Source organism: Thioalkalivibrio sp. HK1, assembly GCA_000583135.1.
Taxonomy (GTDB): Bacteria; Pseudomonadota; Gammaproteobacteria; order HK1; family HK1; genus HK1.
The window spans coordinates 12,044-37,582 of sequence record JFBG01000023.1; the positions used below are offsets into that span (position 1 = coordinate 12,044).

Annotated in this window: 22 protein-coding genes and 1 pseudogene; 20 read left to right on the forward strand and 3 right to left on the reverse strand. The window is 58.9% G+C overall.

Annotated features, from left to right (window positions below):
- Window positions 1–449 precede the first annotated feature (449 nt).
- Window positions 450–1,964 (forward strand): RNA-binding domain-containing protein, encoded by a 1,515-nt coding sequence (locus BF99_RS0107705; RefSeq protein WP_025770413.1) that lies wholly within the window; start codon window positions 450–452, stop codon window positions 1,962–1,964.
- 133 nt (window positions 1,965–2,097) lie between these two features.
- On the opposite strand, the gene BF99_RS23915 is transcribed toward BF99_RS0107705, so the two are convergent.
- Entirely contained in the window at window positions 2,098–2,232 is a 135-nt protein-coding gene (locus BF99_RS23915) for a hypothetical protein (protein ID WP_306699655.1), read from the reverse strand.
- Window positions 2,233–2,835: 603 nt separating this feature from the next.
- On the opposite strand from BF99_RS23915, the gene BF99_RS20450 reads away from it, so the two are divergent.
- The 13 genes from BF99_RS20450 (at window position 2,836) to BF99_RS0107815 (ending at window position 15,915) form a co-directional block, all read left to right on the forward strand.
- On the forward strand, window positions 2,836–3,927 hold the full coding sequence (locus tag BF99_RS20450) for a TauD/TfdA family dioxygenase (RefSeq protein ID WP_025770414.1): 1,092 nt from the start codon (window positions 2,836–2,838) through the stop codon (window positions 3,925–3,927).
- 127 nt (window positions 3,928–4,054) lie between these two features.
- Window positions 4,055–4,738 (forward strand): phosphoribosylanthranilate isomerase, encoded by a 684-nt coding sequence (locus BF99_RS0107730; RefSeq protein WP_025770415.1) that lies wholly within the window; start codon window positions 4,055–4,057, stop codon window positions 4,736–4,738.
- Window positions 4,680–5,912, forward strand: coding sequence for a tryptophan synthase subunit beta (gene trpB / locus BF99_RS0107735; RefSeq protein WP_025770416.1), 1,233 nt, complete (start codon window positions 4,680–4,682; stop codon window positions 5,910–5,912). Before BF99_RS0107730 ends, trpB begins: the two co-directional genes overlap by 59 nt.
- Complete coding sequence (trpA, locus tag BF99_RS0107740) at window positions 5,909–6,811, forward strand: tryptophan synthase subunit alpha (RefSeq protein WP_025770417.1); 903 nt, start codon at window positions 5,909–5,911, stop codon at window positions 6,809–6,811. The genes trpB and trpA overlap by 4 nt, the downstream gene beginning before the upstream one ends.
- On the forward strand, window positions 6,808–7,671 hold the full coding sequence (gene accD / locus BF99_RS0107745) for an acetyl-CoA carboxylase, carboxyltransferase subunit beta (protein WP_025770418.1): 864 nt from the start codon (window positions 6,808–6,810) through the stop codon (window positions 7,669–7,671). The genes trpA and accD overlap by 4 nt, the downstream gene beginning before the upstream one ends.
- A gap of 155 nt (window positions 7,672–7,826) precedes the next feature.
- Entirely contained in the window at window positions 7,827–9,482 is a 1,656-nt protein-coding gene (locus tag BF99_RS0107755) for a bifunctional folylpolyglutamate synthase/dihydrofolate synthase (RefSeq protein ID WP_081759160.1), read from the forward strand.
- Between the two features lie 5 nt (window positions 9,483–9,487).
- Window positions 9,488–10,309, forward strand: a complete 822-nt coding sequence (locus BF99_RS0107760; protein ID WP_156013216.1) for an SPOR domain-containing protein — start codon at window positions 9,488–9,490, stop codon at window positions 10,307–10,309.
- Window positions 10,310–10,451: 142 nt separating this feature from the next.
- Complete coding sequence (locus tag BF99_RS20455; RefSeq protein ID WP_025770422.1) at window positions 10,452–11,111, forward strand: CvpA family protein; 660 nt, start codon at window positions 10,452–10,454, stop codon at window positions 11,109–11,111.
- Window positions 11,112–11,363: 252 nt separating this feature from the next.
- Complete coding sequence (purF, locus tag BF99_RS0107780; RefSeq protein ID WP_025770424.1) at window positions 11,364–12,893, forward strand: amidophosphoribosyltransferase; 1,530 nt, start codon at window positions 11,364–11,366, stop codon at window positions 12,891–12,893.
- Window positions 12,886–14,379 carry a glycerate kinase type-2 family protein gene (locus BF99_RS0107790; RefSeq protein ID WP_197019075.1) on the forward strand — a complete coding sequence of 498 codons (1,494 nt, stop codon included), beginning with the start codon at window positions 12,886–12,888 and terminating at the stop codon, window positions 14,377–14,379. The genes purF and BF99_RS0107790 overlap by 8 nt, the downstream gene beginning before the upstream one ends.
- A 140-nt stretch (window positions 14,380–14,519) precedes the next feature.
- Complete coding sequence (msrB, locus tag BF99_RS0107800; RefSeq protein WP_025770426.1) at window positions 14,520–14,915, forward strand: peptide-methionine (R)-S-oxide reductase MsrB; 396 nt, start codon at window positions 14,520–14,522, stop codon at window positions 14,913–14,915.
- A gap of 198 nt (window positions 14,916–15,113) precedes the next feature.
- Window positions 15,114–15,638 carry a c-type cytochrome gene (locus tag BF99_RS0107810; protein ID WP_025770427.1) on the forward strand — a complete coding sequence of 175 codons (525 nt, stop codon included), beginning with the start codon at window positions 15,114–15,116 and terminating at the stop codon, window positions 15,636–15,638.
- Window positions 15,601–15,915: a MoaD/ThiS family protein gene (locus BF99_RS0107815; RefSeq protein ID WP_231471340.1), complete on the forward strand. Its 315-nt coding sequence runs from the start codon at window positions 15,601–15,603 to the stop codon at window positions 15,913–15,915. Before BF99_RS0107810 ends, BF99_RS0107815 begins: the two co-directional genes overlap by 38 nt.
- Here BF99_RS0107815 and glnD read toward each other — a convergent pair.
- Window positions 15,833–18,631, reverse strand: a complete 2,799-nt coding sequence (gene glnD / locus BF99_RS0107820) for a [protein-PII] uridylyltransferase (protein WP_025770429.1) — start codon at window positions 18,629–18,631, stop codon at window positions 15,833–15,835. The genes BF99_RS0107815 and glnD overlap by 83 nt on opposite strands.
- Window positions 18,628–19,563: a type I methionyl aminopeptidase gene (map, locus tag BF99_RS0107825; protein ID WP_081759162.1), complete on the reverse strand. Its 936-nt coding sequence runs from the start codon at window positions 19,561–19,563 to the stop codon at window positions 18,628–18,630. Before map ends, glnD begins: the two co-directional genes overlap by 4 nt.
- Window positions 19,564–19,928: 365 nt before the next feature.
- On the opposite strand from map, the gene rpsB reads away from it, so the two are divergent.
- From rpsB to uppS, 6 genes and pseudogenes are all read left to right on the forward strand, one after another.
- Window positions 19,929–20,825 (forward strand): 30S ribosomal protein S2, encoded by an 897-nt coding sequence (gene rpsB / locus BF99_RS0107835; protein ID WP_025770431.1) that lies wholly within the window; start codon window positions 19,929–19,931, stop codon window positions 20,823–20,825.
- Between the two features lie 320 nt (window positions 20,826–21,145).
- Window positions 21,146–21,382: a hypothetical protein gene (locus BF99_RS0107850; RefSeq protein ID WP_156013217.1), complete on the forward strand. Its 237-nt coding sequence runs from the start codon at window positions 21,146–21,148 to the stop codon at window positions 21,380–21,382.
- Window positions 21,383–21,543: 161 nt separating this feature from the next.
- The gene (tsf, locus tag BF99_RS0107855) at window positions 21,544–22,437 is read left to right on the forward strand and encodes a translation elongation factor Ts (RefSeq protein ID WP_025770433.1); all 894 of its coding nucleotides are present in this window, start codon (window positions 21,544–21,546) and stop codon (window positions 22,435–22,437) included.
- Window positions 22,438–22,587: 150 nt separating this feature from the next.
- Window positions 22,588–23,394 (forward strand): annotated as a pseudogene (pyrH, locus tag BF99_RS20460) (UMP kinase); the annotation flags it as partial.
- 491 nt (window positions 23,395–23,885) lie between these two features.
- Window positions 23,886–24,443, forward strand: a complete 558-nt coding sequence (gene frr, locus BF99_RS0107880) for a ribosome recycling factor (RefSeq protein ID WP_025770435.1) — start codon at window positions 23,886–23,888, stop codon at window positions 24,441–24,443.
- A 348-nt stretch (window positions 24,444–24,791) separates the two neighbouring features.
- Window positions 24,792–25,538 (forward strand): polyprenyl diphosphate synthase, encoded by a 747-nt coding sequence (gene uppS / locus BF99_RS0107890; RefSeq protein ID WP_038097739.1) that lies wholly within the window; start codon window positions 24,792–24,794, stop codon window positions 25,536–25,538.
- The last annotated feature ends 1 nt before the right edge of the window (window position 25,539 follow it).

The following is a 25,539-nucleotide window of genomic DNA, read 5'->3' on the forward strand; positions in this document are numbered from 1 at the left end:
CTGCGCGGTCTGCCTTGCGACTTGCCTTCTCTGTCGTTGCGAAACGCCATTCTTCCAATCTGGATACCTAAGGCCAAAATCGGATAATTCGGATTTTTGGAATGTATGGGCTGGGCGAGAGCGAAGCAATGCAAACTACGGAAAAGTGACTGATGATTGACAACAAGTTAAGGCTTCGACAGAAAAACGATGACCAGAATACGACTGGCAGTATCGAATAATAGAACTATATATTTTTTGGAATCAGAAGCAGCAAATATAATGATAATAAATGTTTTGAATAAAGATATCCTAAAGAATAAGTAATATGCAAGCCTTTTGTGAAGCATTCTAGCGAGTCGGAATCAAATCCACTGATTTTTTTGATCGATCTGTCGATTGGGTGACCTTATGATGTATAATAGGCATTCCGTTGCGAGCCACGCAAGCAGATAGATGGTGAAACGAGCATGATCAGAGAAGAACTGTTGGAGCGTCTGCAGTCCATCGAATGGGACGATATTGAGTTCAAGGAGGCGAGGGATGCCGTCCCCGAGAGTGCTTTGTCTTCCGTCAGCGCATTTGCGAATACCGCCGGCGGTTATCTGGTATTCGGTGTCAAGGAAGATAACGGAACTATCACCATTACCGGAGTGATCGATGCGCATAAGGTACGAAACGCTTTCTTGGAGCAGGTCAGGGATGATGAAAGGATCAGTGTTTTCCTGCCGATCGAGAGCAAGATCCATGATTTCGATGAGGGCACCGTCATCGTTTTCCATATCCCGGAGGCCGATCGCATCAAGAAGCCCGTCTTTCTCGATGGCAACCTCTACAATACCTATATCCGGCGCGGTGAGCGAGGCGATCGCTGCACCCATGGTGAACTGATCCGGCTTATACGCGATGCCGCGACCGAGCCCGATCGCTACGATGCCGAACTCCTTGACATTGATATTCTCAAGTGCTTCGATCCGATATCGGTACGTTGGTATCGCGAGCGTTTTGCCGCGAGCAACCCGGGTAGTAACCGGGCGGGGAGAGATAATGATTTCCTATATCAGCGGGGTTTTTTGATCGAAAGAGAAGGGCGTTTGCTGCCCACTCGGGCCGCCATTTTAATTTTCGGTGCAGACGCATACATAAGGCAAGTCCTGTCGCGCATGGTCGTCGATTTGCAATTTTACCGCCACACCGCCGAGCAATACTCATCCGGAGCCCGTTGGTCCGACCGCTTGGTTGTCGAAGAGAATCTGATCAAGGCGTGGCATGCGATGCTTGACTTTTATTTTCGACACAGCGAGCGACCTTTCTCCATCAACGCCGTCACACTACGGCGTAACGATGATCCGCCGGATTATATCTCTTTCCGTGAAGCGGCTATCAATTTGCTGACTCATCAGGATTTCAGCTATGTAAACCGGATACCGGTTATCCGCCTCTTTCGAGACCGAAGCGAGTTTTCCAACCCCGGAGATATGTTTTCTTCGCGGGAGGAGTTACTCGATCCGGGTGAAAAATATATCCGCAATCCCAAAGTTGTCGATGCATTTCGTAGTATCGGTCTTTCCAATGGAGGTGGAACCGGTATTCGTATCATATCCAAAAATTGGCGCACACTGGGCTTCATTCCTCCTGAAATCGACAATAATAAAAAAGAGAAGATGTTCCGCCTACGATTATATAAGGAAAGGCTCGTTAGCGAGGCTCATATTTTGGCCCGAGCCAGTTTGGGTATCAGCCTCTCGGAGCGTGAGGCCGCCGTATTCTATTATCTCATCCGCAAAATACAGATCGATCTGGCTGATATCAGAGCCCTTACCGGAATGGGCGATATGGATGCTCGAAGTCTGGCCCAACGTCTGGTTGCCGAGGGTATTTTGAAGCGGATGGGAAATTCTCCGAAGCATTTTGCCTTGACCGAGGATATGCGAATTCGATTCGCTCAAGCAGCAAAGGAGAATCTACATGCAATAGCGCGCTAGGGGCTATCGGGACACTCTACGAGAGTCAGGCGGCGGTCGGGATTGTGTCCATCTCATCTCGTATAAACCGACTCGGAGAGCGATATCCGTGACCCTTGACGAGCAATTATTCGTTGCACTCGCTCTTGAACCGCTAAAAGGCTTGCCGCAGTTCCTCGATGCACGAATATGTTTCCAGCCAAGGCGGATTTTCCTTGAGGGTGCGAATGAGCCGCTCGGCACAGCCGTTGTCTTGGTTGAGCGAAAGACGGCGACGAGTCCATTTCAAGGCCAATGGGTATCGTCATGGAAGTCATGGTTGATGTATTGCGCCCCGTCGTCGGGGCGGATGGTCGGGCTTGCCGCCGCTTTTTTTGGCCGATGGCTCCAAAGCGCATCCGCCCTTCTTGGCGAACGAGTTGAAACGCTTCGAAGCGCGTGCCTTGCTCAGACCGTGTGCAGTCCACGCAAGCCAAGCCTTGCACGATGGTCAAGGGCCATGAAGACGGTGACCGATCTTTTCGGTACCCCAAAACCGGTCGTCTTCATGTCGGTGTCCCACATCCTATCGGCTCACCAACTGGGATGACGGTTCCATCATGAGCGTGCGGGGTGCACAGATCGGTTCCCGACAAGGATCGGTGAGCAAGCCGTTGTTCTACGCATGAGCCCTAAGAGCCGCAACCTCGATATGCCGATATCCTTGGTTCATGCCAACCGAGCCCTCACCCGGCGATGCCCGTTGCCATGGACCGGGCTCTGCCCCTAACCGAGATATGTTCGATCGACTCGATGGTCTCGGTCGACTGCTTACCGAGCATTTGGCGGTTGTCGGTAGTAGAATAGGGGGCGATCACGGCGGATTTTCCCAAGCGAAGTCTTTTTCGAGCCCATGCACTACAAATCACTCGTTCAGCAGACCCTGCATTATTTCGGTCGCCCTCATCAGTCGATCTTGCGAAAGCCGCTTCGAATTCCGGCGGCTTGGCTAGGCGATGATATGCGAGCCCATGATGATTGGCGGGTGGAGTTGGGGGGTGATGATATCGATGAGATCGAGCGTGCCTTGGCCGTCGCCAAGGGGACCGGCAAGCCGCTCCATGCGCTCGGCAAGGAGGATTTTCCTTTACCGAGCCTTACGGGCAAGATCGCAAGGTGGCGGCAGGAGATCGCCTCGGGGCGGGGTTTTCAGGTGATACGAGGCATCCCTGTGGAGCGCTGGTCGCTGGTCGATTGCGAGCGCTTTTTTTGGTGCTTCGGGCTGTGCTTCGGGATCCCCGGGGCGCAAAATCCGCGTGGAGATCTCTTGGGCAATGTAAGGGACGAGGGAGCGTCCTCGGGCGCCAAGAAGGTTCGTTTTTATCAAACCAGCGACAAGATCGCCTATCACTGCGACGCCGCCGATGTCGTCGGCCTGCTATGCGTGCAAAAGGCGCTTGCCGGGGGGATCAGCCGAATCGTCAGTTCGGTCAGCGTCTACAACCGGCTCTTGGAGATGAAACCCGATCTGATCGACCGCCTCTATCGGCCTTTTTTTCTCGATACCTATGGGGAGGGCGGTCTCGATTATTTTCCGGTTCCGCCGTGTCGCTTTGCCGACGGCGAGCTGCGCACTTTCTATCACAGCGATTATTTCCGCTCCGCGGTACGCCACGAGGGGGTACCGCCGTTCACCGATGAAGAGAGGGATCTCCTCGATACCTACGAGGAGATCGCCAATTCGCCGCAAATGTGCTTGGACATGGAGTTTTTGCCCGGCGATATTCAACTCCTGTCCAACCATACCCAGCTGCATGCGCGCACCGACTACGAAGACGGGGTCGAACCCGAGAATAAAAGGCATCTTCTGCGTTTGTGGATATCCTTGGCCGGGCGCGCCGGTTTCGAATATCGTCGTCGCACCGCTTGGAGTCGGCTTTCGTTGGTGCGATCGCTGCTCGCTCAGCGAGTGATTCAACGATGGCGTCGCGCTTTGCGCCGATAACTCGCCATCGATTCGCTGTCGGTTGCCGCTTCCCTGAGCAAGAAGGTGGCGGCGAATGCCTTGCCCGAGGGTATCGATGTGCCGGGGCGGGGTCTTTTCGAGGTCGAGGCGGGAAGGCGTTTTTTCGATGCAGCGCAGCCGGGTCAAGATTTGCGGGATCACTTGCGTCGAGGATGCTTTGGCGGCGGTGGATGCGGGGGCCGATGCCATCGGCCTGATGCGTTATCCGCCGAGCCCTCGCTATGTCTCTTTGGAGACGGCGAAGGAGATCAAAGCCGCCTTGCCGCCGCTGATATCGACGGTGGCGGTGGTGGTCAATCCGGATCCCACCGAAGTCGAAGCCCTGCTCGAATGGGGGGGTGTCGATATCATTCAGTTTCATGGCGAGGAGTCGCCGGAGTTCTGCAAGGCTTGGGGACGACCTTTCATCAAGGCGGTGCAAGTGCGCTCCCGAGCGGATATCGAGCACGCGGCAAAGCGCTATGCGAATGCGCGGGCTTTGTTGCTCGATACCCACCACGAGACCTTGCGCGGCGGCACCGGTATCGCTTTCGACTGGGAGATGATCCCGGCCGCCATCGAATCCCCCTTGATCCTTGCCGGGGGATTGAATCCGCTCAATGTGGGCGATGCCGTTCGCCGCTTGCGACCCTTCGCCGTGGATGTCAGTAGCGGGGTCGAGCGCGCCCCCGGGATCAAGGATCCCGAGAAGATCGGACGATTCATCGAGGAGGTCATCCGTGCCGGAACGAATGCAGGAACGCTTGAACGTCAACCCCGAGGATCGTCTGGCGGGACGTTATCCGGATGAACGGGGGCATTTCGGTCCTTATGGCGGAACGTTCATCGCCGAAACACTGGCCCGGCCGGTCGCCGAGTTGCGTGCGGCTTGGGAGCGATATGCCGACGATCCGGAATTCGTCGCCGAGTTCGAGGACGAGCTTCGCCACTATGTCGGTCGCCCCTCCCCGCTTTACCACGCCCGGCGGTGGTCGAAGACTTTCGGCGGCGCCGAGGTCTGGTTCAAGCGCGAAGATCTCAACCACACCGGGGCCCATAAGATCAACAACACGGTGGGGCAGGCGCTGCTCGCAAAGCGCATGGGCAAGACCCGCATCATCGCCGAGACCGGGGCCGGTCAGCACGGGGTGGCGACGGCTACCGTGGCGGCGCGCTTGGGGCTGGAATGCGTGGTGTATATGGGCGCCGAGGATATCGAACGCCAAGCCCCGAATGTCTTTCGGATGAAATTGCTCGGGGCCCAGGTGGTACCGGTGGAGTCGGGTTCGCGCACCCTCAAAGACGCCCTCAACGAGGCGATGCGGGATTGGGTTTCCCACGTGGACGATACCTATTACATCATCGGCACCGTGGCCGGGCCGCATCCCTATCCGACGATGGTGCGGGATTTCAATGCGGTCATCGGCCGAGAAGTGCGCTCGCAAATGCTCGATCAAGCGGGTCGATTGCCCGATGCCTGTATCGCTTGCGTCGGAGGCGGCTCCAATGCCATCGGTCTTTTCCATGCCTTTTTGGATGACGAGCAAGTGCGTCTTTATGGTGTCGAGGCCGGCGGTTCGGGGATCGACAGCGGTCGTCATGCCGCGCCCTTGACCGCAGGTCGTCCCGGGGTGCTGCACGGCAATCGAACCTATTTGATGCAAAACGACGATGGGCAGATCAGCCCCGCGCATTCGGTATCCGCAGGTCTCGATTACCCCGGGGTCGGCCCCGAGCATGCGTGGCTCAAAGATTCAGGTCGCGCCGATTATGTCGTGATCACCGATGACGAGGCCCTCGCCGCTTTCCACCGCTGCGTTCGCACCGAGGGCATCATTCCCGCCTTGGAATCGAGCCATGCGCTGGCCTTCGCCGCCCAACTCGCCCCTCGCATGCAGACCGGGGATATCATCGTGGTCAATCTCTCCGGCCGCGGAGACAAGGATATGAAGACCGTCGCCGCCGTCGAGGGGATCGGCCTATGAGCCGCATTGCGAGGCGCTTCGAATCCCTCGCCGAGCGAGGACGGACCGCCTTGATTCCCTTCGTCACCGCCGGCGATCCCGATGCATCGACCACCCTTACCTTGATGCACGAAATGGTCGACGCCGGAGCGGATATCCTCGAACTCGGTATCCCCTTTTCGGATCCGATGGCCGATGGTCCGGTGATCCAGCGTGCGGGGGAGCGCGCTTTGGCCGCGGGCATGCATTTCGAAGGGGTGCTCGATATCGTGCGCGCCTTTCGCAAGCGCGATCGACAAACCCCGGTGGTGCTGATGGGATATTTGAATCCCTTGGAGGCCGCCGGTGGTGTGGAGTCTGGGGTGCGGGCCGCCGCCGCCGGCGCCGACGGCTTCATCGTCGTGGACTTGCCGCCCGAGGAAGCGCAGGATTTCGCCCCGGCGGTGAACGAGGCCGGGATCGATACGATCTTTCTTCTTTCTCCGACCAGCAATGATGAGCGAATCGCTCGTATCTGCGCCTTGGCCAGGGGCTTCGTTTATTACGTCTCCTTGCGAGGGATTACCGGTGCGGCGGGGCTCGATGCCGAAGAAGTGGCGCAGCGAGTTGCGCATATCAAGGCGATGACGGATCTGCCGGTGGGCGTCGGCTTCGGGATTCGAAGCCCCGAGGATGCGGCGAAAGTTGCCAGGGTCGCCGATGCGGTGGTGGTCGGCAGCGCCATCGTCTCTCGCATCGAAGAGGCGATCGCAGGCCAAAGCGATGCAAGCCGGGGCGGGGATCGAAGCCGAGCAATTGGTGATGCCGTTGTCCCGGTCGTGGTCGATTTCGTCGCCGATCTGCGAGCGGCGATCGATAAAATCGATGGGGTATCGGCCGATGCGCACGCAAGCACCGATGAGAGCGGGGGAGGATCGTGAGCTGGTTCGAGAAATTGCTGCCTTCTCGTATCCGCACCGAGGGGGCGGGGAAGCGGAGCAATATCCCGGAAGGGTTGTGGACCAAATGCCCGGAATGCGGGGCGGTGCTCTATCGGAGCGAACTCGAGCGCAACGCCGAGGTTTGTCCGAAGTGCGAGCACCATATCCAGCAAGGCGCCAGGCGACGTTTGCATTGGTTCTTGGACGAGGGAACGCGCTCGGAGATCGGATCCGCGATCGAGCCGATCGATGTTCTCAAGTTCAAAAGCGGCAAGAAATACAAGGACATGCTGGCGATCGACCAAAAGACGACCGGAGAGAAAGATGCGTTGGTGGCGATGGAGGGGAGGGTGAAGGGAGTTCTAGTCGTGGCGGTGGCCTTCGAGTACGGCTTTCGAGCGGGCTCGATGGGCTCGGTGGTGGGAGAACGCTTCGTGCGTGCCGTGGATGTGGCGATCGAACGGGGGATACCCTTCATCTCCTTCGCCTGCAGCGGCGGAGCCAGGATGCAAGAGGGCCTTTTCGCCCTTTTTCAGATGGCCAAGACCAGCGCCGCCATCACCCGCTTGCACGAACACCGACTGCCGTATATCTCGGTGCTCACCCATCCCACCACCGGAGGGGTGTCGGCGAGTCTCGGGATGCTCGGTGATGTCAATATCGCCGAACCCGGGGCGTTGATCTGCTTCACCGGCCCCCGCGTCATCGAGCAGACCATCGGGGAAACGCTGCCCGAGGGCTTTCAGCGCAGCGAATTCCTCCTCAAACACGGGGCGGTGGATATGATCGTCGATCGTCGCAAGCAGCGAGACACCATCGCCAATCTCGTTTCGATGCTCGGCGGCTTGCCGAAAGCCTGATCTTCGAGGATCGGCGGGACAAGGGGGACGATGATCGCTATCGGGAGCGGTGATCGATTGCATGTCGATCATCGAAAAAGCCATCGAGAAAGCGATGGTCTCGATCTCGGTGATGTTCCCCTGATGAATGGTGGGTCTTTGCGGGATTTTGCACCATGAGGAGCGGATCGACCTCGATCGGATCGGATGGTTTTATCTCGATTGATGAGCGCCATCGATCGGATTTCAAATCCTTGCCCGCCAAGACACTGGATGAATGGCTGGCGTGGCAGAGCACATTGCATCCGGAGGCGATCGTCTTGGGGCTGGATCGGGTGCGGCAGGTGGCCGGATCCATGGGGCTTGAAACCCGGGCGGCATCCATCGAGCAAGGTCAAGACGATGGTGCCGCAGGCGCAAAGGCGAAAACGCAAGCCGCCTTGCCGATCCGCATCGTGATCGCCGGCACCAACGGCAAGGGCTCCTGCGCCGCTTTTTTGGATGCGATGCTTGGCGCCGCCGGCCTTCGTACCGGGGTCTATACCTCGCCCCATCTATTTCGCTATAACGAACGGGTGCGGATTGCGGGCGAGGCGGTCGGTGATGCGGATCTAACCGAGGCGTTCGAGCGCGTCGATGCCGCCCGCCTCGAGGTTCCCTTGACTTTTTTCGAGTTCGGAACGCTGGCGGCGGCGGATTTGATCGAACGCTCGCAAGTGGATATTGCCATCCTCGAGGTCGGGCTCGGGGGGCGTTTGGATGCGGTCAACCTTTTCGATTCCAGCATTGCCCTGATCACCTCGATCGATCTCGATCATTGCGAATGGTTGGGCGATGATCGGGAATCGATCGGATGGGAAAAAGCGGGCATTTTGCGACCGAGAACCCCTTGTATCATCGGCGAGCGCGATCCGCCTCATAGCGTCTTGGAGCGCGCCTTCGCGATCGAAGCCCCTTGTTCGGTTTTGGGAAGCGATTTCGCGCCCCAATTTCCGAAAGGGTCGCGGCAAGGAAAAGCGGGCGGGTACTGGCACTGGCGGGATGTCGCCGGCGATTGCATCGCCGATTTGCCGCCCCCGGGCTTGTCCGGCCGGCATCAGCTGGACAATGCCGCCGCTTGCGTTGCGCTCTTTTGTCGATTGGCGCCGATATTGTCGATCGATCGGGCGGCGATCGAGGAGGCGATACGCCAAGGGATCGCCCGTGCGAGCATTTTGGGAAGGCAGCAGATCATCGATATTCCGGCAAGCACCAAGGCCGGAGATCGAAAGACTTCGATGCGCGATGCATCCGCTTGCGGGGCATTGACCACTGGATTGGTGGCCATCGAGTCCGCCGATACCAAAGCCCCCGATCTCGGCTCGCCGGGCGAGGGCGTCGTGCGGCTCATGGTCGATGTCGCGCACAATCCATCGGGGGCGAAAGCCCTTGCCGATCGCTTGGCGGCGCAGGCGACTCGAGATGAGATCGAGGCTTCGAAAGAGGGGATATCATCGCCCCTCGCCGAAGGCACCGGTGGGCGTCCCGTGCGCCGCGCCGTTTGCGGCATCCTTGCCGACAAGGATGCCGGTGCCATGCTGCGAAGCCTTGCGCCCGAGATCGATCGTTGGTATGCCGCAACGCTCGATGGTGCTCGGGGGCGCTGCGGCTCGAGTTTGCTCGAAGCCTTGCCTCAAGGCGCCCTAGGGCGGGCCTTCGATTGCGTGGAGGCGGCCTTCGAAGCCGCCTTGTCCGAGAGCGAAAAGGATGACGAGATAGTGGCCTTCGGTTCGTTCGTGACGGTCGAAAGGGTGCTGCGTCTTGCGGCCCCCGACTTTTGCCGGGAGATTTAAAGGCCATGGAAGAGCGTCTCAAGCGGCGTTTGGTCGGAGCGGTGGTGCTGGTTCTGGCGGTGGTGATTTTCGTGCCGATGTTCTTGGGCACGCCGCATGAAATTCAAGTCGAGTCCTCGATGGCGGGCGATTCGGCATCCAAGGATTCCGAGGGCGAGGTCAAGGTCGAGGGGGACCCCCCGAGCGTGGCTCGTCCGGCGGAGACGGTCTCGATCGTTCGCATCGCCTCCGACGGGACGGTGAAGCACGAATCGACGAGCCAGGCCTTGGAGGCGGTCGATCCGGATAAAAAGACACCTTCCAGCGAGGATGATTCGAAAGCGAAAACAAAGGACGATCAAGCAGGCGCCGCCGATCGAGCATCCGCTTCGAAAAGCCCCCCGGCGACGCCTTCGACCTCGACGAGCGATCAAAGGGCCAGGAGCGATACCCCCGAGGAATCCGCTTCCGGTGAGTCATCGACGAGCGAGCCCGCCAAGAGAGAGGCGGCCAAGAACGAGCCATCGGGAGAAGGTCGAAAAGCGGGCGCACCGGCCACACCGACCATCGCTTCTCCCGGGGGTTGGGTGGTGCAGGTCGGGAGTTTTTCCGATGCGAAAAATGCCGAGACCTTGAAGGAAAAATTCCGCAAGAACGGTTATCGGGTCTTTACCGTTTCGGGGGGTGATGGAGGCGATAACGCCAAGATGACTCGGGTATTCGTCGGCTCCGAAGACACTCGTAAAAAAGCCGATGCCCTCAAAATCCGCATCGAGGGCGATCGACGTGTCGGTATCGCGAAGGGGCTGGTCAGGCCTTGGCCGGAAGAGGCGCAGGAAGGGCGATGAACGCGAGCATGACAGTCAAGAATCGATGGCGGATGATCTCGATATCCTCGCCCTCGTCACGCTCGCCGATATCATGGGATATTCCGGCGAAAAGTGTCGAATGGATTCAAGCCCAATGGATTCGAAAGGAGGCCATTGATCGATGCTGATGGTCGATTACGCCATACTCGCCATTGTCGGGTTGTCCGCTTTGCTGGGGCTGGTGCGGGGGATGATCCGCGATCTGCTCTCGATTGCGGGCTGGATCGCGGCATTGCTGGCGGCGGTTTTTTTCACCGATATCGTCGCCGCTTGGCTGGAGCAGTGGGTGGGATCGCCTGCGATCCGACAGGCAATCGCCTTCGCCTGCCTTTTTGTCGGGGTATTGCTCTTAAGCGCGCCCTTGGTGCGGGTGGTCGGCGAACTCGTCGACCGCAGCGGGCTTTCCGGCATGGATCGAATCTTGGGCTTTTTCTTCGGTTTCTTGCGCGGCGTGGTGATCGTCGCTTTGTTGGTGATGTTGAGCTGGTCGACCCCCTTGCCGAGGCAGCCGTGGTGGGGTGGTTCGAGCCTGATCGCTTACTTGCAATACCCGGCGGATCAGCTCCGCCGCCTGTTGCCGGATGATCTGGAGCGATATTTTCATTCCCCGGACGATCTTCCGAAGGCCGAGATCTCTCACTCGTTCCCCCGTCGATCCCCCGATGAACGCTCGACCTCGGAGGATCGAGAACCAGATGATCCCGGGGCCGATGGAATCCCCCCGGAATCGCCGGATGGTTCGAGTGCAAGACCTGCAAAAGAGGGCTCCTTGGCGATCTGAAAAGGAACGAATCCACCGCCTTCGGCTTTTTTCTCAAGACTACCGGGGCAAAGCGGGCGGGTTCGTTCGGCTGATCGAAGATGGAGGGTCCGGGCAAGCATCGATCGGATCGAGGATTCGATCATTCGACACTTCGAAGCCAAGGCGCAGGCGTCGATGCGCCATGCGCTTTTTTCTTGTCATTGGTGAAGCGAAGGCCCGATCCCCGCAAGGTTGCTTTTCGAGGATCGAGTGCCAAGAGGGATGGTATCGATGTGCGGGATTGTCGGGATCGTCGGCCAAAGCCATGTCAACCAAGCGCTTTACGATGCGCTCACCACCTTGCAGCATCGGGGTCAAGACGCCGCCGGGATCGTCACTTGCGATCACCGGATCCACCAACGCAAGGGCACGGGATTAGTGCGCGATGTTTTTCGTCAGCACCACATGGATCGATTGCGCGGGCGAGTCGGGATCGGGCATATCCGCTACCCCACCGCCGGCTCCGGCTCATCGGCCGAGGCCCAACCGTTTTTCACCAACTCTCCTTATGGCATCGCCTTGGCCCATAACGGCAATTTGGTCAATGCCCGCGATTTGGCGCAAGAGGTCTTTCGCGATGATCTGCGCCACCTCAATACCGATTCCGACTCCGAAATCCTCCTCAATATCTTTGCCAGCGAATTGGCCAGACACGGCCGTACCCGCATCGACGACGAGATCGTCTTCAATGCGGTGAGCGAAGTCCATCGACGCTGTACCGGTGGCTATGCCGCAATCGCCCTGATCCTCGGCTACGGCATCGTCGCTTTTCGCGATCCTTGCGCCATCCGCCCGATCTGCTTGGGGGTGCGCGAGACGCATTCGGGGATGGAGGCGATGGTGGCATCGGAGAGCGCCGCTCTCGATGGATTGGGTTTCGAAAGGGTCCGCGATCTGGCCCCGGGGGAGGCGGTGATTTTGGCCCCGAACGGCGAGGTTCGCTCCCGTCGGTGCGCAACCGAATCGCGCTATAGCCCTTGTATCTTCGAATATGTCTATCTCGCCCGGCCGGATTCGATCATCGACGAGGCCTCGGTTTACAGAACGCGCCTGCGAATGGGTGAAACCCTCGCAGCCCAGATCCTCGCCGAATGGCCCGATTACGATATCGATGTCGTCATCCCCATTCCCGATACCAGCCGCACCGCCTGTCTTCCGCTGGCCGACGCCCTGGGTGTCAAATATCGGGAGAGTTTCGTCAAGAATCGCTATATCGATCGCACCTTCATCATGTCCGGGCAGGTCGAACGCAGCGATTCGGTGCGGCGCAAACTGAACCCCATCAAGCGGGAATTCGAAGGCCGCAATGTCTTGTTGGTCGACGATTCGATCGTTCGCGGAACGACTTGCCGACAGATCATCGAGCAGGCCCGCGAGGCCGGTGCCCGGCGGGTCTATTTCGCTTCCGCCGCTCCTCCGGTGCGCTACCAGAATGTCTACGGTATCGACATGCCGGTTGCCGGCGAGCTGATCGCCTTCAACCGCACGGAGGAGGAGGTGGCAAAGGCGATTCGCGCGGATCGACTTTTCTATCAGCCACTCGATGGGTTGCTCGATGCCGTGCGTCGGGAAAATCCGAATCTGCGGGAATTCGATACCTCCTGCTTTACCGGCGAATATGTCACCGGCGGGGTATCGAGGCATTATTTGGAGCGAATCGCCATCGACCGCGCCGACCATCCATCGAAGGACGATCCACGATCCCAAATAGCCGTCGCCGCCGAGGATGCGGAAGTTCCGGAGCTGCACAATCATGTTTGAAAAGCCCCGAGGCTTCGAAGGGCGGGCGGATTCCAAGCGGATCGTTCCCGAGCGGGAATCGGGGCCGAACGGTCGCTCGATATCGAGATCGCTTTCCCCTTCCAACGCACATTGTCGAATGTCGGCATCGATCGTAGGCGACTCGCCCGATGGTCCGAGAATCACGATCGAAGATGCTCGATCGAAGGGGAGCGGATCCGATTCCGGCTCGACGACCACCCCCCGCGATCTTTTGCTCGGGGGCTTGCATGCCGCCCTCGATGCCACCGGAGGATATAAAAGCGTGCATCGTCGCTTGATGCGCACATCGTTCGATCGTCCTTGCGCCGCCTTTGCGGTGGGCAAGGCATCGGCGTTCATGATGGCGGGCGCTGTGGAGGCTTTGGGGGAGAGGATCGAACGAGGGCTCGTCATTACGCGGCATGGCTATGCCGAAGGGGTCCTCGATCCCGGGTGGCCGGTCGAGTTGGTCGAATCGTCGCATCCGGTGCCCGACGCCTCGAGCATCGAGGCCGGGCGCAGGCTGATCGATTTTCTGCAAGGACTGCCGCCTCGAACGATGCTCTTGGCGATGATTTCCGGAGGGGCTTCGGCCTTGGTCGAATGCTTGCCGGCCGGCTTCGGGGAGCGGGATTTGGCGAGAGTCAATCGCTATCTGCTGGGATCGGGATATCCGATCGGCACCATCAATCGGGTGCGCAAGCGTATCTCCCTCATCAAAGCCGGTCGGCTTTCGAATTGCATGGGATCGCAAGAAACTCTCAATCTGCTGATATCGGATGTCCCCGGCGACGATCCGAAAGTGATCGGATCCGGATTGCTGATCCCCCACACCCCGGCGGATATCGATACCGGGGATATCGATCTGCCGAACTGGCTGACGACGATGGCTCGATCCACCCCCGATCTCCCGAGAGCCGAGGAGATGCGCTCGATCCGAAGCGAGATCATCGCCCGCCCGGCCGATGCCCGGATGGCCGCCGCCGCTTTCCTTCGAAAAGCGGGTTTCGATGTCATCGAGCACGAGGAGATCTTGCAAGGCGATGCCGTGGAAGCGGGAGACCGTATCGGGCGGATGATCGCCGATGCCCGCCCCGGCGATGCGCATCTGTGGGTGGGGGAAACGACGGTGCGCTTGCCGCCGAACCCCAAAAGAGGGGGGCGTTGCCAGAGCCTTGCGCTCGCCGCGGCAAGGCAGATCGCAGGCAAGGCCGGGGCTTACTTGCTTGCGGCGGGCACCGATGGCAGCGATGGTCCGGGCGAGGTGGCGGGGGCGATCGTCGATGCCGGGACCGCCGATCGAGGCCAAAGCGCAGCCCCGGGGTCCGATCTCGAGCGAAGCCTTCGAAACGCCGATGCCGGGACTTGGCTCGAAGCTGCCTGCGATCTCGTCCATACCGGTCCCACGGGAACCAATGTGATGGATCTGATCATCGCCTTGCGCGCGAAATCGCAAGTATCGAGCGCTCGATCGCCTTCAAAATAGGCAATATCGCCTAAGGGGGATGGGTGAATTCAAGGCCTCGCCGGACTCATGGCGATCGATCTCGAAGCCGCCGGACCTTCCAAGCAAGGGCGAAAAAGCGAGACGATATCGACAACGATGGAGAAATCGACATGGAAGAGATGAAAAAACTCGTTCTGAGCGACGATGAGTGGCGGCTAAGGCTGACCCCGGATCAATTCCGAATCACTCGCCGCAAAGGAACCGAGCGCGCATTCAGCGGCGAATATCACGATTGCAAGCGCCCCGGGATCTACCGCTGTCGCTGCTGCGATCGCCCCTTATTCGACTCCGAGACCAAATTCGACTCCGGAACCGGATGGCCGAGTTTTTCGCAGCCGATCGACACCGGCGGGATCGCCGAGAAGGACGATCGAACGCTGTGGATGCGTCGCACCGAGGTCGTTTGCGCCCTTTGCGATGCGCATTTGGGCCATGTTTTTCCCGACGGGCCGCCCCCGACCGGGCTGCGCTATTGCATCAATTCCGCAGCCCTCAAACTCGACGATGGAGGTTGACTCGGCTCTTTGCGCCGGGTCCTCGAACCGACCTTCGAGATATCCCGCATCCAATCTCGGGATCGAAAAACGCCCAAGGCTATAATCCGCCGTCGAATTTTACGAGGGCTTTCGGGGTTGGCGCCGGCAGGTGCGATCGAAGCGATGGCGATAGCGAAAGCGACATTCAAGCGATATCGATGAGGTCATGAGTCGAAGATGCGATTTCAGGCGATCCGGATTTTCACGGCATCGTTGGCGGCGGTGGCGGCGATTTCCGCCATCGTCGCCTTCGTTCGAGGGGCGCCCGTCGCCCGAGCGGATATCCAGCCATTGCGCTGGTACGATGCCTCCCGGGTGTCGGCGGGCAAGGAGATCTACGGTCGGCATTGCGCCGGCTGTCATGGTCCTTCGGCGCAATCCGTTTCGAGTTGGCGGCAGCGCAACGCCGACGGGCGATTGCCGCCTCCGCCTCTCGACGGAAGCGCCCACACTTGGCACCACCCCTTGCTGGATCTTGCACAGCGGATCAAATACGGAACCCCCGGGGGAAGGATGCCGGGTTTCGAAGACAGGCTCAGTGATCGGCAGATCATCGATGTGATCGCTTGGATACAGAACCTATGGCCGGATCGGATCTATAGGCAATGGTGGAAGATCCAGCAGGTCTCGCAATATCGATCGAGACAAGGCATCGATCGCAAGCATGGCGAGCACGCCATGCACGACCGGGGTGGGGGATGAATCGTCTTGCGGCCGCCGAGCCGCCGAGTCATCGAGGGGGATGAGCGTGGTGCGGGTCAAATTCTTTGCCGGCTTGCGCGAGGAAATGGGGCGAGGGGAGGTCGAGATCGATCCCGATCGCGCCAAGACCGCCGCGGATGCTTGGCGGATCGCCACCGGCGGGCGTCCTTTTCCCGAGCGGGTGTTGGTGGCGATCAATCTCGATTATGTCGATGCCGAGGCTCCGATACGCTCCGGGGACGAGGTGGCGTTTTTCCCGCCCGTGACCGGCGGCTAGATGAGTGGATCGTTCCTTGTTCGTCGCCGCTGCCCAAGGCGAGGCAAAGCGATTGGTGGAGCGATTTGAGCCGCACATCGTCGAACGGGCGATTGTCCTTGTCGGTGATATGGAAAATATCCTCGGCGCGCTCTCCGAAACTTGCGATTTTGGCTTGTTGGATGCGCACTTCGGCGTCGGCCAAGAGCCAGCCGATCCGTGCCAATAGCCCCGGCAGGTCGGTGGCGATGACCTGCATCAGCGTATATCGACCTGCTGCATCCCGGGTGAAGTCGATCTCCGCCGGCAAGGTGAAATAGCGCAGCTGGCGGCGGGAGATGCGTTGTATCGCTCGAGGGGTCTTCGCCGGATTGCGCAATCCGCGCTGCAATGCCCTTTGGATTTCCTCGTGCGTCGGACCATCGCCCTTGGCCGATCTCGGTTTTTCCCCCGGCGCGCTTGCCGGGACCACGGTCAGCGAGTCCAAGGTCAATCCGTGATTCCCGGTCATGATTCTAGAGCTCAACACGGTAAGGCTCAGCCGCTCCAAAATCGAGACGGTGGCGGCGAAAAGGAATTCCTGATCGCGGGCATAGACGAAGATTTCGGTACCGCCTCGACCGGCACGCACCAACACCAAGGGGATATCCTCGGCCTTGGCGGGCAGGATATGACGGGTATGCCAGCAGATCTCGTCGGCTGAGTGACGCAGCAGATAGTCCTGCCCGAAGTTCTCCCACAGGGCTTGGGCTTGGGTCGGATCGATACCCTGATCGAGTACGAGTCGACAGGCTTCCGTGCGGGTTTCCCGAATCAGATCGGCCTGCTCGACCGGGGAGTCGAGCCCCCGCATCAAGGCCCGCAGCGTTGCCAAATAAAGATCGTGCAGCAGGGTCCTTCGCCAGTCGTTCCAAGCCTCGGGATTCGTGCCCCTGATATCGGCGATCGTCAACAGATAGAGATAGTCGAGACGGATACGATCTTTGACCGCTCTTGCGAATTCCGCAACCACCTCCGGATCGCTGATATCGCGCCGTTGGGCGGTCAACGACATCGACAGGTGTTGCCGCACCAGCCATGCGACCAAGTCGCAATCGGCGCGATCGAAAAAATGCTCTTTGCAAAATTCGTAGGCGATGATCGCCCCCGCTTCGGAGTGATCCCCCTTTCGACCTTTGGCGATATCGTGGAAGAGCCCGGCAACGACGAGCAGCTCCGGTTTCGGAAGGCGGGCGAAGATTTCGGCGCAATGCGGGAACAGGCGATGGCTTTCGGGATCGGCGAATCGTACGATGTTGCGCACCACGAAGAGGCTGTGTTCGTCGACGGTATAGATATGAAGCAGATTATGCTGGGTCAGTCCGCTGATTTGCCCGAAAGCCGGTAGGTAAGCGCCCAAGATGCCATAGCGGTGCATCTGCTGCAAGGCGCGGTAGACCCCATTCGGTCCGCGCAGGATTTCGACGAAGTCTTTTTTGATATCGGGATCGTCTCGGAAGCGATCGTCGATCAAGTGCAAACGGGCGCGAATCAGGCGGATGGTCGACGCCCGGATTCCCTTGATCTGCGGATGCCGCTGCATGACGAGGAAAATATCCATCAACGCCCTAGGGCTTCGTTCGAAGACATCTTCGAATCGCACATCGAGGTAGCCGTCGACGCTGCGAAATCGCTCGCAGATCCGACGGATGCGTCGAAAGGCTCTCGAATCCGAAATCCCCTCGCGAAAATGCGCCAGGAGGATCTCGTTGAGTCTCGAAATTTCCCCCGCACTGCGGTAATAGACCTTCATCAGGCTCTCGATTCCCGATGGATGGTCTTGATCGGCGAATCCCAGCGTTTTCGCAAGGCTCCGCTGATGCTCGAAGAGCAATCGTTCCTCGGCGCGCAAGGCAATGAGGTGAAGTCCGAAGCGTATCCGCCACAGGAAATTCCGAGCGGCGACGAGGGATGCCTCCTCCGCCTGTCCGATCAGCCCGGACTTGACCAGATCTCCCAAGCCATTGGCCGAGAAATATCGTCGTGCGACCCATACGATGGTTTGGAAATCGCGCAGCCCCCCCGGGCCTTCCTTGATATTCGGCTCCAAGTTGTGAGCGGTATCGTGAAAGTGGTGGTGCCGCAGGTCTTGGCGGATGCCGATCTCGGTGTGGAATTTTTTATCGGATAGGAGCCTTTTCGATCCCGTCGCTCGGCGCATCTCCTCGAAGGCTCGCTCATTCCCGCAGATCAAGCGCCCATCCATCAAACTGGTGGCGACCGTGATATCTCGAGCGGCCTCTTGTGCGCACTGATGCGGGGTGCGTACGCAACTTCCCACCGAGAGCCCGAGACTCCATAGGAATGCGAGAAAGTTCTTGATCCTCTCGGCCTGCGGCGCATCCGGCTCGCGGCGGCCGACGAGCAGGATGTCGATATCCGAGAAGGGGTGCATCTCGCTGCGGCCGTATCCCCCGATCGCGCTTAGTGCCAACCCCGATCCCTCGTCGAGATCGAAGCGTCGCCAAGCGATCCTCAACAGGCCGTCGACGAGCAGGGAACGTTCTTCGATGAGGGCGGCGACATCCTCGCCCGAGGCGAAACGCTTTTCGATGGCATCGCGCTCGTTTTTCAGTCGCTTGCGAAACGATTCGATCGGGGCATCCTCGCCGATCCCGATATCGCCCGAGCGGATGCCACCGATACCATCGTCATTCACAGTGGATATCGATTCGTTTTTCGCATCGATATCCCTCATATCGATCGCTTTGCATCGGACAGGGTCAGGATATCGCAGCCGGATGCGTTAACCGCAATGGTGTGCTCCCACTGTGCGGAGAGGCTTCGATCCTTGGTAACCACGGTCCAACCGTCCTTAAGCAGTTTGACGTGACGCTTGCCGGCATTGACCATCGGCTCGATGGTGAAGGTCCACCCCTCTTCGATCACCAAGCCGGTGCCCGGGGTCCCGTAGTGCAGGATTTGCGGTTCTTCGTGAAAGCCGTATCCGATACCGTGTCCGCAATATTCCTCCACGATCGAATAGCCGTGTCGACGGGCATGGCTCGAGATGGCATGGCCGAGATCCCCGAGCCGGATGCCGGGCCGCACCATTTCGATGCCGATATACATCGCCTCTTCGGCGATCCGGCATAGGCGACGAGCGGCGACCGATGGTTCGCCGACGAACATCATGCGGCTGGTATCGCCGTGAAGGCGATCTTTGATCACGGTGATATCCACATTGACGATATCGCCGTTTTTGAGGCGCTTCTCCCCCGGAATGCCATGGCAGACCTGATGGTTGACGGAGGTGCAGATGGATTTCGGGAAACCGTGGTAGTTCAAGGGGGCGGGGATCGCATTTTGGACATCGACGATATGGCGATGACACCGAGCGTCGAGTTCGGCGGTGGTGACCCCCGGCTGCACATGCTCCTCGATCATGTCGAGGACCTCGGCGGCGAGCCGCCCTGCGATCCGCATCCGCTCGATATCGTCTTTGGATTTGGGCAGGATCCCGCTCGTTCGTTGGCCGAGGCGAGGGCGATCCGGGGTTGTCGTTTTCGATACTTGCCTCTTGCGGTCTTTTTCCGCCGAAGGCAAGGGCGTGGCCGGGATATCGTTCGTCGATGGATCCAAAGTATCGATGGATGTAGGCGGATCGTTCGGTCGGAGATCGGGGGTCATAGCGGTACCGATGGGTTCTCGGATGGTCTACAAGAGGGCCTTGCTCGGCCCTCGTCGATGGTTTTTATCCTCGGGAATTCAAGGCGATTTCAGGCCCTTTTCAGGCATCAAGGATACGATGAAAGCACCGGGCTCGATGCTTCCAAGGACAAGCCGGTGTCATCTATGGTATAAATTCCGCACTTGCAAGGCAACCGGGCGATGAATCATCTCACGATTCGGGACTTTATACACCTTGCAAGACACTTCGCACATGCCCTTCGTCGACCGGTGTCCGGGTGCTGCGATATCCCTTTGCGGATTCGTGGTTGGCGCTGCAGAAGGCATGGAGGCTCAACCCATTCATTCGAGGTTTTATCAACATCATGGCCAATGTGTCGATCCGTGACATGCTCGAAGCCGGTATCCATTTCGGACATCAGACCCGATTTTGGAATCCGAAGATGCGCCCCTATATCTTCGGGGAGCGCAACAAGATCCATATCATCGATCTTGAAACGACCCTTCCCCTTTATAAAGACGCCTTGAACTACCTCGGGCGGGTTGCAGCCGAGGGGCTGACCGTTCTATTCGTGGGAACCAAGCGGGCGGCGCAAGAAAGCATCGCCCATCATGCGCAGCGTTGCGGCATGCCTTATGTGAATCGGCGTTGGCTCGGCGGGATGCTGACCAACTTTCGCACCGTCAAGCAATCGATCAAGCGCATGAAGGATCTCGAAGCGATGATCGAGGAAGGCAGGCTCGATCGCATCAGCAAGAAAGAGGGCTTGGCCTTGCGCCGAGAGCTGGCCAAACTCGAAAACGGTATCGGCGGCATCAAGGATATGGAGAAGATCCCCGACGCCCTCTTTTTGATCGATGTGGGGCATGAAAAAATCGCGGTGGCCGAAGCGGTCAAGCTCGAAATTCCGGTGGTGGCGGTGGTGGATACCAACAACACCCCCGATGGCGTCAACTATGTCATTCCCGGCAACGACGATGCGATGCGGGCCATCGATCTTTATGTCACCGGGGTGGCCGATGCGATCATCGAAGGTCGGGAGTTGCGGTTACGGAAGGTGGCATCGGAGGTTGGCTCATCGGCCAAGGCCAATGAATCCTCTGCCGACGACCGGGGATCTCGCAACAAAAAAGGCCGCAAGCAAAAACCTGCGGTCGCCGCCAAGGAACGATCGCAAGCACCCTCGGGCGATGCGACTTCGGATATGGCTTCGGATGAGGCATCCCCCGACTCGGCCGCCGATGATAGCGAGTCGAAGTGAAGGGGGATCGCTTCTACGAAGAGATTTGAAATTTCCCGTTGCCCGAGTATCGGCCCCGATAAGCGAGATTTGATCGTTCGGCATCGATCGTCTTCGAGATTCGCTTTGCGGGTCGGGATGGATGGGATCACTTCGTTCGCATCGAACGGGCGGATCGCTTGACCATCCGCCGAGCGGTGGACACGCTCGGGGGGGCTTGGGTCGAGCGCAGGACGACCTTCGGGTATACCGACATCCGCCCCCTTTGACCACCTACGGGATCCCGACTCTCGACCTGCGGGCGGGATCCCCCCTTCACCCAACCTATGGAGATGCCCCAGATGGATAAGAAAGCCGATATCGCCGAGATCGAGCGGTACGCCGATCCCGATTACCGGACCGCAATGATCGCCCGGATCGAGCGGTATGCCGATCCCGACTATCGGTCCAAGCGGATCGCCCGAATCGAGGGGCTCGCAGACCCCGAGCGCAGGGCCGAGCGGATCGCCCGAATCGAGAGGCTCGCAGTCCCCGACTACCGAGCCGAGCAGATCGCCGAGATCGAGCGGGGGGACTGACCCACGCCCCTTTATCCCCCTGCCATTTTTCGTGGAATCGTCGGGGGATTTTTCGCAAGTCGAATCTCGCTGCGGCGACCGATATGTCGATGCTCGACGGGGCCGCCCCCTAAGCGGCACGCAGATGAATCATCCAAATCACCGATAAAGGGAAGGATGCGATGCAGATCAGCGCAGCGATGGTCAAAGACCTCCGGGAGCGAACCGGAGCGGGCATGATGGATTGCAAGAAAGCCCTCGAGGAGGCCGGAGGGGATCGGGAAAAAGCGGTCGAGATCATGCGCCTGTCCGGGCAAGCCAAGGCGGATCGCAAGGCGGATCGGGTCGCCGCCGAAGGGGTGATCGCGATCCGGGTCGATGAGGATGCCGGGCGGGCGGTCATGGTCGAGGTCAACTGCGAGACCGATTTCGTGGCCAAGGAACAGGCCTTTCGGGATTTCGCGGATGCCGTGTGCCTTCGGATCTTCGAAGAATCCCCCCAAGATGTCGAAGCCTTGGGCAATCTATCGTCGGAAAAAGGTGGGGATGGCCCGGCCATCGACGAGGTCCGACGCGAGTTGATCGCTCGTATCGGGGAGAATATCGGCATCCGACGCTTCGAGATCGTCGATTCCAAGGGGGGGCGCCTTTCATCCTATCTGCATGGCGTTCGCATCGGGGTGATCGTCGATGTCGATGGAGGCGATAGCGCCTGCGCTCGCGATATCGCCATGCATGTCGCCGCAAGCCGTCCGATCGCGATCGACGAAAAAGGCATCCCCGCGGATCTGCTCGAGGGCGAGCGACGCATCATCGAAGCGCAAATAGAGGACAGCGGCAAACCGGCGGAAATCCGACAAAAAATGCTCGAAGGCAGGATGCGCAAGTATCTACAGGAAGTGACCTTGTTGGGTCAGCCTTTCGTCAAGGATTCCGATCAGTCCATCGAGCGCTATTTGAAGGATGCCGGGGCTTCGGTGATTCGTTTCGAGCGCTTCGAGGTCGGCGAGGGGATCGAGAAAAAAAGCGATAACTTCGCCGAAGAGGTCATGTCCCAAGTCCGCTCCAACAGTTGAGTCGAGCCGGCGATCGCCGAGGCGGGGACTGAAAATGCCCTCGCTTCGGCGATCCGACGACTTGATTCGACGCCCCGCTTCGATGATCGTTCCAACGGCGAAACGCATCGACGAGAAGCATCGAGAGCGTTCGACTCCATCGACAGGCGATTGAACTTGCGACCCCCTTATATGAAAACCACCCCTTCCGGATCCTCCTCGAAAGCCGATATCGCCTCTCGATCTCCTATCTCCCCCGCACCCTATCAAGGCAAATCCTTGCCTTGTCGCCGAGTGCTGCTCAAATTGAGCGGCGAGGCTTTGATGGGATCGTCTCCCGGCGGGATCGATCCGGATGCATTGCAAAGGGTTTCGCTCGAAGTGGCGGGGCTATGCCGACTCGGGGTGCAGGTGGCTCTCGTGCTCGGGGCGGGAAATATCTTTCGCGGAGCCGATTTGGTGCGGGTCGGGATGGAAAGGGTCACCGCGGATCATATCGGGATGTTGGCAACGGTGATGAACGCTCTTTCCTTGCAAGACACCCTCGAGCGAAACCACTTGGTGGTCAGAGTGATGTCGGCATTGGGCATCGATGAATTGTGCGAGCCCTATCGGCGGCGGCGGGCCATCCGCCATCTGGAAAAGGGTAGGGTGGTCATCTTTGCCGCCGGCACCGGGAATCCTTTTTTCACCACCGATAGCGCAGCGAGCCTAAGGGCGGTGGAGATCGAGGCGGATCTCATGATCAAGGCCACCAAGGTCGACGGGGTCTATTCCGCGGATCCGACCTTGGATCCATCCGCCCGACGTTTCTCCCGTCTTGATTTCGACGAGGCGTTGAGCCTCAAACTATCGGTGATGGATGCCACCGCCATCGTGATGTGTCGCGATAACGGCATGCCCTTGCGGGTGATCGATATGAACCGTGCGGGGGCTTTGGAGCGTTCGGTGATGGGCGAGGACGAAGGCACTTTATTGGGTGTGGATCCCGAAAATCCCGTGCAATACGCTCTTCCTCCATCGAGGCAAGACAAGCGATCCCCGGTGGCCGCAGATTGAAGCCGACCCCGGATCCGGCCCGAATCGAGTGTATACTTTCATCGCCTAGGGATGGTGCTATCGGACCCTTGTCGGGTGGAATACGGTAGCGATGGGATCGCTTATGTCGGTGGCGTCGGCTTGGCGTTATAGCTTCGGGTCCGTTCAAAAAAGCCGAGATCGCTCGGGAATATCGAAAAAACGATGGGACGATGATCGCAGGCGAAGATCGCTCGCTCGATCGACGATATCGAGGATGACCATCACCTCAGCAAATGAATATCGGATGGAAATGATTCGGCGTCGGCGAAGGCATCTTCGTCGAGTATCGTCGAAAGGGTCGGTAAAGCCCTCGTACGCTCATCGATTCGTGCGATGCCCTTTGCCTTTCGTTTTCTTTTTTTCCGGATGACCCGAGGATCGATTATCCGATGGTTGAAGAGATCGTCGAAGATGCCGAAGTGCGTATGGCTCGGAGCGTCGAGTCCTTGAACGGGGACTTGAGCAAAATCCGAACCGGACGGGCGCATACCAGTTTGCTCGATCATATACAGGTCAGCTATTACGGTAGCGATGTGCCGCTTTCTCAGGTGGCGCGAGTCTCGGTTTCGGACTCGCGCACCATAGCGGTCTCTCCGTGGGAGAAACAAATGATCCCCGCGGTCGAAAAGGCCATTGCCGCGGCGGATTTGGGACTCAATCCGGTGACTTCCGGGGATGTGATTCGAGTGCCGCTACCCCCTTTGACCGAAGAACGCCGCAAAGAAATGATGCGTCTTGTGCGCCAAGCGGGCGAGCAGGCCAAGATCGCGATCCGCAATATTCGGCGCGATGCCAATCAGAACCTCAAAACGAAGATCAAAGAAGATCGCCTCCCCGAGGATATGGAGGCTCGCACCGAGACGCGGATTCAAAAACTCACGGATAGCCATATTACGATGATCGATGCCGCTTTGGAAGAAAAAGAACGCGATCTGATGGAGATTTGAGGGATACCTCCTCGATCGCTCGACATAAAAAAGGGTAAGTTAGTGGGCTGCAAGTCCCTCGTCAACCGCAAATCCAAAAATCCAAGATGTCTTTGTCTATCTTGCTATCGCCGCCGTTTTTTCCTTTGGGCATCATCGAAGCGATTCGTTTTATGAAGGGATTGCGGACCACGATAGCCTGAAAACGGCAATCCAACGGATTGAGCGAGACGATCGAGGATTATCTTGGTGCTGAAATCCCGAAGACATTCACCCGCCCTCGATCGTCCGAAACGAGTCGATCCCGCCATCGTCGATACCGCTACCGCCGATACCACCGTCGCCGATGCCGCGAAGTCACCCAGCGAGATCGGCGATGCTTCGAGCGCATCCTTGCCGCGTCATGTCGCCATCGTCATGGACGGAAACGGGCGGTGGGCGCGTTTGCGTCGGCGCCCGCGTTTTGCGGGACATCGGGCGGGGGTCGATGCGGTCAAGGGAGTGGTTCGCGCCTGCGCCGAAAAAGGTATCGAGGTTCTGACCCTCTTCGCATTTTCCAGCGAGAATTGGAGGCGTCCCAAGGAAGAGGTGAGTCTATTGATGGATCTCTTCGCCACCGCCCTCGATCGACAGGCTCGCAAACTGCATCAGAACAATATCCGTTTGACCATCATCGGTGAGCGAGAAGCCTTCGGTAGCGCCTTGTGCGAGCGGATCGCCTCCGCCGAGTCCCTGACTCGAAACAACAGCGGCTTGCATCTTGTCATCGCCGCCAACTACGGGGGCCGTCGAGATCTGGTGCAGGCGTGCAAGGCGGTCGCCATCGAGGTGCGCAACGGCAAGATGGATCCGCAATCGATCACCCCCGAGGTGCTCGAAGCGGGCATGTCACTCGAAGGCCTGCCATCGCCGGATCTTTTCATTCGTACCGGGGGCGAGATGCGTATCAGCAATTTCCTGATCTGGCATCTGGCTTATACCGAACTCTATTTCACCGAAATTCTCTGGCCCGACTTCGACGAGTCGGCTTTCGAAGCCGCGCTCGGATCATATGCCGGGCGCTTGCGTCGCTTCGGACGCACCACCGAGCAGGTGCTTGCGGCGCAAAAAGGCTGAT

Bases quoted from the DNA above. Each gene is read 5' to 3' on its own strand.
- BF99_RS0107705 (WP_025770413.1), top strand. From the start codon at position 450: ATGATCAGAGAAGAACTGTTGGAGCGTCTGCAGTCCATCGAATGGGAC.
- BF99_RS20450 (WP_025770414.1), top strand. From the start codon at position 2,836: ATGCACTACAAATCACTCGTTCAGCAGACCCTGCATTATTTCGGTCGC.
- BF99_RS0107730 (WP_025770415.1), top strand. From the start codon at position 4,055: ATGCAGCGCAGCCGGGTCAAGATTTGCGGGATCACTTGCGTCGAGGAT.
- trpB (WP_025770416.1), top strand. From the start codon at position 4,680: ATGCAGGAACGCTTGAACGTCAACCCCGAGGATCGTCTGGCGGGACGT.
- trpA (WP_025770417.1), top strand. From the start codon at position 5,909: ATGAGCCGCATTGCGAGGCGCTTCGAATCCCTCGCCGAGCGAGGACGG.
- BF99_RS0107755 (WP_081759160.1), top strand. From the start codon at position 7,827: ATGAGGAGCGGATCGACCTCGATCGGATCGGATGGTTTTATCTCGATT.
- BF99_RS0107760 (WP_156013216.1), top strand. From the start codon at position 9,488: ATGGAAGAGCGTCTCAAGCGGCGTTTGGTCGGAGCGGTGGTGCTGGTT.
- BF99_RS20455 (WP_025770422.1), top strand. From the start codon at position 10,452: ATGCTGATGGTCGATTACGCCATACTCGCCATTGTCGGGTTGTCCGCT.
- purF (WP_025770424.1), top strand. From the start codon at position 11,364: ATGTGCGGGATTGTCGGGATCGTCGGCCAAAGCCATGTCAACCAAGCG.
- BF99_RS0107790 (WP_197019075.1), top strand. From the start codon at position 12,886: ATGTTTGAAAAGCCCCGAGGCTTCGAAGGGCGGGCGGATTCCAAGCGG.
- msrB (WP_025770426.1), top strand. From the start codon at position 14,520: ATGAAAAAACTCGTTCTGAGCGACGATGAGTGGCGGCTAAGGCTGACC.
- BF99_RS0107810 (WP_025770427.1), top strand. From the start codon at position 15,114: ATGCGATTTCAGGCGATCCGGATTTTCACGGCATCGTTGGCGGCGGTG.
- BF99_RS0107815 (WP_231471340.1), top strand. From the start codon at position 15,601: ATGGCGAGCACGCCATGCACGACCGGGGTGGGGGATGAATCGTCTTGC.
- glnD (WP_025770429.1), bottom strand. From the start codon at position 18,631: ATGAGGGATATCGATGCGAAAAACGAATCGATATCCACTGTGAATGAC.
- map (WP_081759162.1), bottom strand. From the start codon at position 19,563: ATGACCCCCGATCTCCGACCGAACGATCCGCCTACATCCATCGATACT.
- rpsB (WP_025770431.1), top strand. From the start codon at position 19,929: ATGGCCAATGTGTCGATCCGTGACATGCTCGAAGCCGGTATCCATTTC.
- BF99_RS0107850 (WP_156013217.1), top strand. From the start codon at position 21,146: ATGGATAAGAAAGCCGATATCGCCGAGATCGAGCGGTACGCCGATCCC.
- tsf (WP_025770433.1), top strand. From the start codon at position 21,544: ATGCAGATCAGCGCAGCGATGGTCAAAGACCTCCGGGAGCGAACCGGA.
- frr (WP_025770435.1), top strand. From the start codon at position 23,886: ATGGTTGAAGAGATCGTCGAAGATGCCGAAGTGCGTATGGCTCGGAGC.